Origin of the sequence: Paenibacillus sp. 2RAB27 (assembly GCF_052115445.1) — a bacterium.
GTDB lineage: Bacteria > Bacillota > Bacilli > Paenibacillales > NBRC-103111 > Paenibacillus_E.
Genome location: NZ_JBFRGR010000054.1, coordinates 1 through 11,834, shown reverse-complemented (window position 1 = coordinate 11,834; position 11,834 = coordinate 1). Strand labels below are relative to the sequence as shown.

The window sequence follows — 11,834 nt, the reverse complement described above, 5'->3', positions numbered from 1 at the left end:
CAGGACACTAGGTGTCATTTGCTTATATGTAATGGAGGGAGCTGTATGAACAGCCAGGGGGAAGAAGTAACGCAAGCGATTCGTGAAGAAATATCGAAGCTTGGAGCTGACAACTGGATTCATACGACACGTACGCGCTGTAATGGCAGATGTGTAGATGCTTGTGTAGTGATTGCGTATCCTGAAGGTGTTTGGTACAAAAATATCACACCTCAAACAGCGAAAGAACTCGTACGTAAGCATGCTTCTGGCGATCTGCTGGAGGAGCAGGTTGTTTATTTGTTCAAAGATACCTTTATGTCCTCTGGCAACTCAGCCGAAGGCACTTCGAAGGCATAGCTTGAATTAGAATGAATAGCTGCGCCACCTATCATTAAATATCGTAAAAATTACTATTAAAGAAAATGTCGGCGGGGAACGAACTATATGAATATTACAGTACCAATTCACATCTTTTCAGGTTTCTTAGGCAGTGGGAAAACCACATTACTAAAGAAGGCATTAGACTATTACACCGAATCAGGCAAAAAGCCTGTTGTAATCATGAATGAAATCGGTGACGTCAATTTGGATGGACTGATTGTAGGTGATGAAGTACCTATGGCAGAGATGCTCAGTGGCTGCATTTGCTGCACCATTCGTGGTGATTTGGGAATGACGCTCCAAAGTCTTTATTTGGAGCATCAACCGGATGTGATTTTTATAGAATCAACCGGCGTAGCTAATCCTATTGAGATTATTGAAGGCGTAACAGATGCTTCGCTGATTCTGCAAGTAGATTTAAAGTCCATCATTACTGTGGTTGATGCGCCGCACCTTCTCTCCTTAAGCCGTGGCAACAATGGCAAAACCTACCGTCTTATGCAGGATCAAATCCGCTGTGCCTCGCTGCTTATTATCAATAAAACGGACAAGATAACGTCTGGAGAGCTCAACGGGTTGGAAGGGATTATTCGCGGCTGGAACCCCTATGCGCCAATCCATGGCACGGTGTACTGTAACATTGATATGCATGTGCTTGATGGCTTAAACCGCACAGTGGACAAGCATGCCCTTATTAATGAGGGAAACCATCAGGAGGGGCATTCCTGTGAGCACGAACATAAACATGAACTTGAACTTGAACATGCTTGTGAGCAACACGACCACGAGGAGAACGAGAGTGGCCATCACCATACCCATGATCATGTCATGGTCTACACACACTATTTCGACCATCCCATCGAAATGGATGCATTTGAAGAAGTGATAAGCAAGCTTCCCAAGCAGGTTTATAGGGCGAAAGGCATCGTGCACTTCCAGGATGTGATGGGAATGAACCTCTATTTATTCCAATATGCGTATCGTGAAGTCGAGTTTATTAAAATAAATCCCAAGGCTACTGTTCAGAACGTAGCTGTGTTTATTGGTGAGAATTTCTCTAAAGCTGAGATACAAGCATCCCTGGATAAAATGGGTCAAAGCCTTAACTAATGCTTTAAGAGGAGATTTACAGAGATAGCTATGAAGTTAACATAGATTCTGACCTCTTGCTATAGGAATGAATAAAGGAGCCAATCGGCTCCTTTATTTCCATATAACTGTTTCTTTAAGCTACGCAATCTGCAAATGCAGACTTGAACCATTTCTCGTCCAGATTGCGTCCGATAATAACAAACTCACTCATCGGAACTTCATTTGATTTCCAATTGCGATCGGGCGCAGAAGCGAATAGCATATGTACACCTTGGAAAATAATGCGCTTTTCAACACCCTTAATTTGAAGAACGCCTTTATACCTGAGCGTATCTGTACCGTGTTCTTGTAACCAAACCTTGAGGAATTGCTCTAGTTTATCTAGATCTAATGGTCGTTCTTCACGGAAAAAGAGTGATTTCACTTCATCATCGTGGTCGTGGCTTTCTAGGAATTCCGGGTCGAGTTCCAGTTTCTTATCCAATTCAAAAGCGTTAAGCCCGAGAATATGACGGATATCAATACTCGATTGTTGTGTACGATACTGCTTGGCAGCAGGATTCATAGCCCGTAAGCGTTGCTCCAGCTTAAGAAGTTCCTCTTCGGTAACGAGGTCGATTTTGTTCACTAGAAGAACATCAGAGAAAGCAACTTGCTCTTGCGCTTCATGTCCTCGGTCAAGCTGCTGCTCCGCATGTTTCGAATCCACAACGGTAACAATCGCATCCAGTCTGTAATTATTCGCAATTTGATCATCAACAAAGAAGGTTTGTGCAACAGGAGCAGGATCCGCCAAACCAGTAGTTTCAATCAGTACACGATCGAAATGAACTTGCTTGCGTCCGTTCAAACCATTCTTCGCTTCCATAAGTTCGTCCAATATGCGAATGAGATCACCACGAACCGTACAGCAAATGCACCCATTATTCATTTCAAATATTTCTTCGTCTGCACCCACGACCAGTTGATTATCAATGCCTATTTCACCAAACTCATTGATAATAACAGCAATTTTCTCGCCATGCTCTGCCGTCATGACATGATTTAGCAATGTAGTCTTGCCTGAGCCAAGAAAACCGGTTAAGACAGTAACCGGAACGCGGTTATCTGTTTCTAAAGATACTTTGGACATGGAATCACTCCTTAGTTATTAAATTATTGTTTGAATTGAAGCTTTTTGTTGAATTTATCAACACGACCACCGGTATCCATAATTTTCTGTTTGCCCGTGTAAAAAGGATGTGACGCTGAGCTTGCATCTACGCGGATAACAGGATACGTCTGTCCATCTTCCCACTGCATCGTTTCTTTGGACGTGCGTGTCGAACCTCCCAAAAATTTGTACCCACAGCTTGCATCGAAAAAAATAACATCATAATAAGCGGGATGTATCCCTTTTTTCATGAAAAGTCACCTCGATTAGTTAGTTTGAAAGGCCCCATTCCTTATTCGTAAACATTACTATTACATAGTAATTGAAACACATCCAAAAAGTCAAATCAGTAAAATTACTTCTATAACGTACGTTTATACTTCTTGACTAACTCAATCCTAAGTATCAATATTAGAAATATATGCTCAACTTAGAAKGGAAAAAGAACATGGCTGACAAAACAACAGTGGAAGAAATGATCGGGATTATGATGAGAAATGGTTGGCGAATAACCGAGCAAAGACGCACGCTTGCAGAAATCTTTGCGAAGTACGATGGATATTTAACTCCAAAGTATGTCTATGATCAAATGGCAATTTCCTATCCGAGTGTCAGCTTCGATACGGTTTATAGAAACCTGCGTTTGTTAAGCGATATGGGGGCACTAGAGCAGTTCTATTTTATGGATGGGGGATTAAAATTTCGCAGCACTTGCTTGCATCACCATCATCACCATTTAATTTGTACGCATTGTGAGAAAACGCTGACGTTTGATTACTGTCCCATGGAAGCAGCAATGCCACTGCCTGGTAAGTTTAAAATTACGAGCCACCGATTTGAGATCTATGGTATTTGTGATGATTGTCAAAGTTTGAACATATAAATATAAAATGGGGTAGTCGAGAGCAGCCTGTTTCATTCATTTAACGAATGGAGCAGGCTGCTCTACAAATTGGTTATTGACACAGCTTCTTAAAAAAGATATATTTCTTGTTGTAATAAGTAATTATTACGAATAAACAAGTAATTATCGTAATTATTACATATAACGAAAGTCTTTCAAACAAAGTTTGTAATTTTTTTTGATGATTATTCGTAATATTTACATATATAATCAGGGAGGGATTGCATGTATGCTAGTGTCTTCTTTAACGGGAGTCGAGTTTGGCTATAACGATATGCCATGTATCCAAGATGCGAATATAGAGATCAAGTTAGGAGAGTTCGTTGCTGTGACCGGTCCAAACGGTGCAGCCAAATCTACGCTGCTTAAACTCATGTTGGGTTTACTTCAACCATGGAAAGGGAATGTCTTCCTTTCTCCTTCGAATGAAGAGGGCAAGAGGTTGCAAGTAGGTTATGTTTCGCAGCAAATTTCAGCTTTCAACAGTGGATTCCCGAGTACCATATTGGAGTTTGTACGTTCTGGCAGATATGCCAACGGATCTTGGTTTCGAAAGCTTCGCAAGGAAGATGATGTACTGACGGAGAATGCGTTGAGGCAGGTGGGTATGTGGGATTTACGCAAACGTAAAATTGGGGAGCTCTCTGGGGGGCAGAAGCAGCGGATATGCATTGCCAGAGCTCTTGCACAGGAGCCCGATATGCTTGTGCTCGATGAACCAACGTCAGGAATGGATCAGGAAAGTCGCTTCGGTTTCTACCAGCTCATGCACCATCAAGTGAAGGCTCATGGGAGAACAGTCGTCTTGGTGACACACGGACTTGCTGAAGCTGCACCTTATCTCGATCGGATTATTGAGTTGGAGAGGATGGAGGATGGAGGATGGAAATGTTGCACTACGACTTCATGCAGCGGGCATTTTGTGCCGGTGGGTTAATTGCTGTTATTGCCTCTGTTCTCGGTGTGTATCTCATGCTTCGAAGGCAAGCGCTTATGGCAGATATGCTTTCTCATGTCTCCTTGGCAGGCGTAGCAGGTGGCGCCTACTTGCACATAAATCCAACATTAGCCGGGTTTATTGTAGCCACTTTGGGTGCTATTGCTGTTGAATATGTAAGGCGGTCCTATAAGTCTTATAGCGAAATCTCGGTAGCCATTATTATGGTTGGAGGTTTGTCTTCTGCTGTAATTATTATGAGTCTTAATCAAAGTATTAATAAAGGATTTTCTGCTTATTTATTCGGTTCTGTCGTTGCCGTGAATGAAACTGAGCTCCTGCTTATGCTTGCCGTTGCTTTGATTGGAGGCGTTTTTTTTATTCTGTTTCGTCGTCCACTTTATCAGATTACATTTGATGAAGATACAGCAAAGACAAATGGACTCCCTGTGAAATGGATTTCGCTTGGTTTTAGTGTCTTAACCGGCATGATTGTATCCGCCGCTATGCCTATCGTTGGTGTGCTTCTTGTTTCGGCACTTATTGTGCTTCCTGCGGCACTGGCCATACGCATAGCACCTAGCTTCACCTCGTCACTTTTTATTGCAATGGGTATTGGTTTACTGGGGGTTTTCTCCGGGCTAACCGCATCTTATGAATTCAGTACTCCTCCAGGAGGAACAATTGCCATTCTGTTGCTAATCGTTCTAATTGCTGGATTAAGTGTCAAAAAAGTTTTAGTGAAGCTCAGTAAAGCAAGTAACAAAAAGAAGCTTCAAACAGAAGAAAGCGCATTTCGCAGCATACATCAAATGACTAACGAATCGATCTAACTAACTTATCATTTTAAATTAAATTGGGGGAATCATGAAAATGAAAAAAACATGGGTAGCCAAATCACTCGCATTCACTGCATTATCAACTGTACTTTTAACAGGATGTGCTTCTAAGACGGTTTCTAGTGATGGAAAGCTAAATGTTGTAACAACCTTTTACCCAATGTACGAATTCACTAAGCAGGTAGCTGGTGACCATGCGAATGTCATTGCTTTAATCCCTGCAGGCGCTGAGCCGCATGATTGGGAGCCAAGTGCGAAAGATATGAAAAAAGTGAAGGAAGCCGGTGTTTTTGTTTACAACGGTATTGTTGAAGGCTGGGCAGAACAAGCATTGAAGAGTGCCGCGAATACGAAGCGAGTCGTCGTTGAAGCAAGTAAAGGCATTGATTTAATGGAAGGCCTGCCGGAGGAAGAGGAAGAAGGTCATAAAGAGGCTGATGGCGGTAAAATCTTGGACCCTCATGTTTGGCTCGATCCGGTTCTAGCGCAGAAAGAGGTTGAAACTATCTTTAATGGTTTAGCACAAGCAGATCCTGCACATAAAGATGACTATCGTAAAAATGCTGATGTGTTTATCGGAAAGCTTAAATCCTTGGATGAATCGTACCGAACCGCTCTCAAAGGTGTCAAACAGAAAGATTTCGTAACGCAGCATGCCGCTTTCGGTTATTTAGCTAAAGAGTATGGCCTCACACAAGTGCCAATCGCAGGACTCTCGCCTGAAGAAGAACCAGCTCCGGGTAAGATGGCGGACATCATCAAATTTGCCAAGGATAATCAGGTAAAGACGATCTTTTTTGAGACGTTGGTGGATCCGAAAGTGGCTCAAACAATAGCCAAAGAAATCAACGCCAAAACGGATGTCCTTAATCCAATCGAGGGTTTAACGGATGAAGATAAGAAGAAAAATCTAGACTACATTGGAGTTATGAGCAATAATCTGGAAGCATTGAAGAAAGCGTTAAATGAATAAAAAGCAACCAAGAAAACCATGTGGTTGCTTATCGCTTGCATAATATACGTAAAATTTACGAATAAAAGGAGTATGCGGATGTTAGATCGTAGAATACCTGTCACAGTATTAAGCGGCTACTTGGGAGCCGGTAAAACAACACTGTTAAATCATGTGCTGCATAATAGGGATGGCTTGAAGGTAGCCGTCATTGTCAATGATTTAAGTGAGGTCAATATCGATGCCAATCTGATAAGAGAAGGCAACGGACTGTCTCGGACGAGTGAAAGCCTAGTGGAGATGTCCAATGGCTGTATCTGCTGTACCCTTCGTGAGGATTTACTGAATGAAGTGGAACGGCTAGCCAAAGAGGAGAAATTTGACTATATTCTCATTGAATCAACTGGCGTTGGTGAGCCTTTACCCGTTGCGCAGACCTTTAGTTACTTGGATGAAGAAAAAGGKATAGATTTGACCCAATTCTGCCGACTGGACACGATGGTGACCGTAGTCGATGCTTATCGCTTCTGGACCGATTATTCATCAGGAGAAACATTGCTTGAACGCAGTCAGGCCGTTGGGGAAGATGACACGCGAGAAGTTGTAGATCTGCTCATCGATCAGATTGAGTTCTGTGATGTCCTAATCTTGAACAAATGCGATATGCTGGAAGAAGAGGAGCTGCAGGAGCTCGAGGGTGTACTTCGCGCGTTACAGCCAAGAGCGAAATTCATTCGTTCCGTGCAGGGAATGGTCGCTCCCGCAGAAATTCTGAATACGCATCTCTTCAATTTCGATGAGGCTAGTACATCTGCAGGTTGGATGAGAGAAATGGAGAAGGAAAACCATACCCCTGAAACGGAAGAATACGGTATTTCCTCCTTTGTCTATGAACGAGTAAGGCCTTTCGAGCCTTCACGCTTGATGAGCTGGATGGAAGATTGGCCAGCTGAGATTGTTCGGGCGAAAGGCATCATGTGGTTGGCGACTCGTAATGACCATGCTCAGAATTTAAGCCAGGCAGGTCCTTCCATTCAGTTCGGCCCAGCAGGATATTGGGTGTCTGCGCTTCCAGATGGCGAAAGAGAGGCAGTTCTTGAAGAAGATGCAGATCAAATTAAGCACTGGGATGACACCTATGGAGATCGGATTAATAAAGTTGTCTTCATTGGGATAGAGATGGATCGTGCTGAAATTGTGGCCTCGCTAGATGCCTGCTTATTAACGGATGCTGAACTGCAAGGCGATTGGAATCAATTTGAAGATCCCTTGCCGAATTCGATGATGGAATTAGAAGAAGCCTGTCCATTGCCGCAATAGCATCAATTGAGAGGTTACCGATAGGAGGTGAACGGAATGAGAGTCGTAATTACTTTGGCATGTACTGAAACAGGTGATAGAAACTACACAACGACCAAGAATAAAAGAAACAACCCAGCTCGTCTTGAGTTAAAAAAGTTTTGTCCAAGGTTGAATCGTGTGACGCTTCATCGTGAAACGCGATAAGGAGAACATAGGAAGTCCGGGCTGCTTGTCCGGKCTTCCTGTTTAAAAAGGATATATCCGAAGGAGGTCTGGCCGTCTGGTGAGGATGAATGCCAAAGAGGACAAAGAAATCATAATGAGCCAACACTCCAAAGCGCAGTGGCATCGCCGCGGAGAGGAATTACTGCTATGGGCAGCTCGAGATAAGGAGCGCAAGCAGGTGAAGTTGACCACATTGTTTGGAAGTATCCTTGTGGATCTGCAATTGTTTCCAGCCTTGACATCCCTTCAGCAGAAGGGCATCGTGACTGAATTTTCTTGCGCGGGTGTTAGCCCTCTCGATGAGCCTGAAGACCATTCCCTGTATGCGTATCTAACTTTAATAGCCTCAGAGCAAGCAGAGCAATTCGTTCATTTGACAATGAAGCGCATGAAACATCGTGTATTGGTATCCTTTGAACCAGGAAGGAATCGATACGATCTTTCATCCTTTTACATAGGACACAACCGTTCTTTCTGTCGACTGCTTCAGGAATGTGCGGAAACATTCGAATTCATAGATCTTGCTGGTTCAATACAAACAACGAAGTGAGGAGCAGCATTGGTGACCATTAAGAAAAACATACGTCTCCCTAAATCCAAGGGGATAGAGACGGCAACTGTCTATACACCTGATGAATGTTTGAAAAAGATAAAGCATATTGTCCTGCAAGCAAATAATCAGCAGATCGTGGAAGAGTTCATAACCATACAGAATATGAAAGCGAAATTCGAGGAAGCGGATGTACCAATTCCGAATAAAATCGTGATGTTTGGCCCTCCTGGGACTGGAAAAACGCTAACAGCCTTTTATCTAGCTCATCGTCTGGAATTGCCACTCATTGTTGTTCGATTAGATGCGATCATTCATAGTCATCTAGGTGAAACCGGTTCGAACGTTCGAAAAATATTCGAATTCGCCAAACTAGCGCAATGTGTACTGTTTCTGGATGAATTTGACGCTGTTGCAAGAGCGAGGGATTCGATCGATGAAGTGAAAGAGATGGCCAGGGTCGTGAATACCCTCCTTCAATGTCTCGATGAATTTCAAGGCAACAGTATATTTATAGCTGCGACGAATCTGGAAGAGGAATTGGATAATGCAGTTTGGCGCCGGTTTGACACACGCATGAATTATGCTTTGCCTAACAAAGACGAGTTGGGACTATTTCTAACGAAATTAATTGGGGGTTCGGCAGGTAATAGTGCGCTCATTGAGCAATCGAAGGAACTATTGCAGGGCTGCAGCTTTGCCGATATTGAGCAAATTATACTGAAAGCGAAGCGTAGAATGATTATCGAAGATAGTGAATGGAGTTACGAAATAATCCTTCATGGTTATGAGGCTTATCATCCGAGAAGCTTGCCAAGTGAAAGACAGGCAGTTGGATCGAATTGAATTTTTTCAAGAGGTCAGTGGAGGGGGGAGCATTTGAATGGTTGAGCCTTGTGGGAAGGATTTGGTTGAGCCGTTTCGAAAGCTGGCAAAGAAAGGCTCCAAGTTAACCGAGCAACGTAAAGCTATGATCCATTTAATTCAAGAGTCCACGCGACCTCTGACTGCGATTGATATCTATCAAAAGCTAGAGAAAACATTCCTCGGACTGAGCTATGGCACCGTATATCAGAATATTAAGCTTTTTACTGAGTTGATGATCATTGAACCCTTCGTTCTCGGGGAGGAGGTTCGCTATCGCATGATGGATCCAGAGCATCCCAAGTATCATTTGATCTGTGTTGACTGCGAACGGACGATTCCCATTGATGCGAAGACGGAGCGCTTCGATCTCCCCACGGTGACGGATAGCTTCAAACCAATTAGTTACAAACTTGATGTGTATGGTTATTGTACAGCGTGCAGTTTAAATCATAAGAGCGACTGTGCTTCCTTGTCGGACTGAAGGATCCGATTCCTAAGTTTTATTGCGTTTTAATCGTAATTATTACATATAATCACTTAAAGGAAATGAGTGAGGTGACATTATGAAAGATTGGTATAAAGATAGCTTTGGTCAAGATTATTTAATGGTTTATAAGCATAGGGATCATCAAGGAGCTTACAACGAGGTAAAAGAAATGGTTGAATGGCTACAATTACCAAAGGAAGCTACCATTCTTGATTTATGCTGTGGGATGGGTCGTCATTCGATGGCATTAACCGAGTTTGGTTACCTCGTAACGGGAGTTGACTTGTCTCAAGTTTTATTGTCAGAAGCTAAGAACAATGACAGGGACGGTAAAGTTGAGTGGCTGCTTAGTGACATGCGAGCAGTACCGCGGGAACAATCATTTGATGCTATTGTGAATTTATTTACATCTTTTGGATATTTTGAGTCTGATAATGAAAATCAAAAAGTTCTTCATGAAGTCTACAGACTACTAAAGCCAGGGGGTCAATACATTATAGATTATTTAAACCCAGGTTACGTGACAACACATTTGGTTGCTGCTTCGGAACGAGAAGAAGAGGGACTGGTTATAAAGGAAGAACGGAGTATAGAAGGCGGTTACGTTCGAAAGCGAATTAAGATTTCTCAGACAGGAGCATCTGATCGTAACTACATAGAGCAGATTAAACTCTACGACAAACTTATGATGTTGGAAATGATGAATCGCGCTAATCTAGTTGTTGATAAAGTTTATGGTAGTTATGAAGGCCAAGTCAATGATGATAATCTATCTCCACGCATGATCTTCATAGGGCACAAAGAGTGATATTTCATTTCACTCCTTACAAGATTATATGCGTGATTCATCTATAAAAGGAAGGGATACTTATGTTTCGTTTGTTTTCGCTTTTTAGAATTCTGATTATTGTTAGTATAGTTTTGAGTGGTTGCCAGTCCGCTAAAGCGGTAGTAGTGACACAATTGAATACAATACCAAATGCAGCGGTAACCGCTCCTGAGGAACCGTTGTCGTCTCAAAACATAGCTGATTTACCTTCCCGAGATTCTCAGCCAGTAGTAGATTGGACACAACCTTCTGGAGGAGAATACCCAAAGGTCTCGAAGGAGGAAGCTATATGGATCGATGTCTCTATTGACAAGCAACGAGTTTACATCAAAGATGGTGAACGTACATTATACACCATGGTGACTTCTTCAGGGCTAGATACGTCCCCAGACAATTCAACACCTAAGGGTACGTTCTATGTCCAGTCAGAAAGAGGCGAATGGTTTTATAACAATTCCGAACATGAAGGCGCGAAATACTATGTCTCGTGGAAGAACCACGGAGAGTTTTTGTTCCATACAGTCGCCATGGATAAGAACGGGAATGTAATTGAAGAAGAAGCAAAAAAACTTGGTCAAAAGGCTTCCCATGGTTGTTTCCGTCTAACAATCTCAGATGCTAAATGGCTTTATGATCACATACCAGTTAAAACGAAGGTAGTCGTTCGTAATTAAGTATCCTAAATTTGAAAACTGTGATGATATAATTCAGCAAAATAAGATAAGACAAGCTTATTTAATTAATGAAAAAATCGTCGGGTTTATCCTGGTTACTTCCCCTCCTTATGTTGCAGAAGATGTGGACTATTCGGTGCAGGAGTTATTTGTATTGCCCAAATATAGAGGCGAAGAAGGCTTTATTGAGATTGAAGGAAATGTAATGCAGACGATAGGTATGAAATTTACGGTATCCTGCGATGTAGTTAGCTAAAAGTTTCTTTAACCGTTAAACCGCCCAACCAACGGATAACATTTGTTCAATAAGAAATCAGGAAGAGGCTGCCGGCATCAATCGGCAGCCTCGTTGAAGTAAAGGGCAGGTTTCTTCAATGAATTCGTCGAATACTCAAATGTGTTCTTTTTCCATCGAAAGGAGGGTTATTATGGAAAATAATCTTTTAATTCTAAAAAGAGTTCCAACGATATCAGAATATATAAAGGTTTGTTGTGCGGTTGGTTGGGAAGATTATATGAATTTCGAAGTTGCAGAAGAATCTTTAAACCAATCGCTGTTTGGTGTAATTGTCCAATACCAAGGTGAAGTAGTGGGAATGGGCAGAGTAATTGGTGACGGGAGAATCTATTTTTACATTCAGGATATAGCAGTMTTACCTG

15 protein-coding genes and 1 pseudogene are annotated in these 11,834 nt (G+C 42.3%); 14 read left to right on the top strand and 2 right to left on the bottom strand.

The window, feature by feature from the left end; all coding sequences use genetic code 11:
• Positions 1–45 precede the first annotated feature (45 nt).
• Together AB4114_RS33625 and AB4114_RS33620 are read left to right on the top strand one after the other, a co-directional pair.
• Positions 46–339, top strand: coding sequence for a (2Fe-2S) ferredoxin domain-containing protein (locus tag AB4114_RS33625; RefSeq protein ID WP_441992318.1), 294 nt, complete (start codon positions 46–48; stop codon positions 337–339).
• Between the two features lie 87 nt (positions 340–426).
• Positions 427–1,473 (top strand): CobW family GTP-binding protein, encoded by a 1,047-nt coding sequence (locus tag AB4114_RS33620; RefSeq protein ID WP_441992317.1) that lies wholly within the window; start codon positions 427–429, stop codon positions 1,471–1,473.
• Between the two features lie 115 nt (positions 1,474–1,588).
• Here AB4114_RS33620 and AB4114_RS33615 read toward each other — a convergent pair whose 3' ends face one another.
• Together AB4114_RS33615 and AB4114_RS33610 are read right to left on the bottom strand one after the other, a co-directional pair.
• Positions 1,589–2,587: a CobW family GTP-binding protein gene (locus tag AB4114_RS33615; protein ID WP_441992316.1), complete on the bottom strand. Its 999-nt coding sequence runs from the start codon at positions 2,585–2,587 to the stop codon at positions 1,589–1,591.
• Between the two features lie 23 nt (positions 2,588–2,610).
• Positions 2,611–2,859 carry a type B 50S ribosomal protein L31 gene (locus AB4114_RS33610; RefSeq protein ID WP_441992315.1) on the bottom strand — a complete coding sequence of 83 codons (249 nt, stop codon included), beginning with the start codon at positions 2,857–2,859 and terminating at the stop codon, positions 2,611–2,613.
• A 197-nt stretch (positions 2,860–3,056) separates the two neighbouring features.
• On the opposite strand from AB4114_RS33610, the gene AB4114_RS33605 reads away from it, so the two are divergent.
• From AB4114_RS33605 to AB4114_RS33550, 12 genes and pseudogenes are all read left to right on the top strand, one after another.
• Positions 3,057–3,491, top strand: coding sequence for a Fur family transcriptional regulator (locus AB4114_RS33605; RefSeq protein WP_441992314.1), 435 nt, complete (start codon positions 3,057–3,059; stop codon positions 3,489–3,491).
• Between the two features lie 250 nt (positions 3,492–3,741).
• Entirely contained in the window at positions 3,742–4,449 is a 708-nt protein-coding gene (locus AB4114_RS33600; protein WP_441992313.1) for a metal ABC transporter ATP-binding protein, read from the top strand.
• Positions 4,395–5,282 carry a metal ABC transporter permease gene (locus AB4114_RS33595; protein ID WP_441992312.1) on the top strand — a complete coding sequence of 296 codons (888 nt, stop codon included), beginning with the start codon at positions 4,395–4,397 and terminating at the stop codon, positions 5,280–5,282. Before AB4114_RS33600 ends, AB4114_RS33595 begins: the two co-directional genes overlap by 55 nt.
• Positions 5,283–5,322: 40 nt before the next feature.
• Positions 5,323–6,261, top strand: a complete 939-nt coding sequence (locus tag AB4114_RS33590) for a metal ABC transporter substrate-binding protein (RefSeq protein ID WP_441992311.1) — start codon at positions 5,323–5,325, stop codon at positions 6,259–6,261.
• A 78-nt stretch (positions 6,262–6,339) separates the two neighbouring features.
• Complete coding sequence (locus AB4114_RS33585; RefSeq protein ID WP_441992310.1) at positions 6,340–7,560, top strand: GTP-binding protein; 1,221 nt, start codon at positions 6,340–6,342, stop codon at positions 7,558–7,560.
• A 36-nt stretch (positions 7,561–7,596) separates the two neighbouring features.
• Positions 7,597–7,746, top strand: coding sequence for a 50S ribosomal protein L33 (gene rpmG, locus AB4114_RS33580; RefSeq protein WP_171636579.1), 150 nt, complete (start codon positions 7,597–7,599; stop codon positions 7,744–7,746).
• Positions 7,747–7,831: 85 nt separating this feature from the next.
• Positions 7,832–8,317 (top strand): hypothetical protein, encoded by a 486-nt coding sequence (locus tag AB4114_RS33575; RefSeq protein ID WP_441992340.1) that lies wholly within the window; start codon positions 7,832–7,834, stop codon positions 8,315–8,317.
• A gap of 12 nt (positions 8,318–8,329) precedes the next feature.
• Positions 8,330–9,163 (top strand): AAA family ATPase, encoded by an 834-nt coding sequence (locus AB4114_RS33570; RefSeq protein ID WP_441992309.1) that lies wholly within the window; start codon positions 8,330–8,332, stop codon positions 9,161–9,163.
• Between the two features lie 37 nt (positions 9,164–9,200).
• Entirely contained in the window at positions 9,201–9,665 is a 465-nt protein-coding gene (locus AB4114_RS33565) for a Fur family transcriptional regulator (RefSeq protein ID WP_441992308.1), read from the top strand.
• Between the two features lie 82 nt (positions 9,666–9,747).
• The gene (locus tag AB4114_RS33560; RefSeq protein ID WP_441992307.1) at positions 9,748–10,479 is read left to right on the top strand and encodes a class I SAM-dependent methyltransferase; all 732 of its coding nucleotides are present in this window, start codon (positions 9,748–9,750) and stop codon (positions 10,477–10,479) included.
• Positions 10,480–10,541: 62 nt separating this feature from the next.
• Positions 10,542–11,174: a L,D-transpeptidase gene (locus tag AB4114_RS33555; protein WP_441992306.1), complete on the top strand. Its 633-nt coding sequence runs from the start codon at positions 10,542–10,544 to the stop codon at positions 11,172–11,174.
• 428 nt (positions 11,175–11,602) lie between these two features.
• Positions 11,603–11,834: pseudogene (locus tag AB4114_RS33550) on the top strand (GNAT family N-acetyltransferase); the annotation flags it as partial.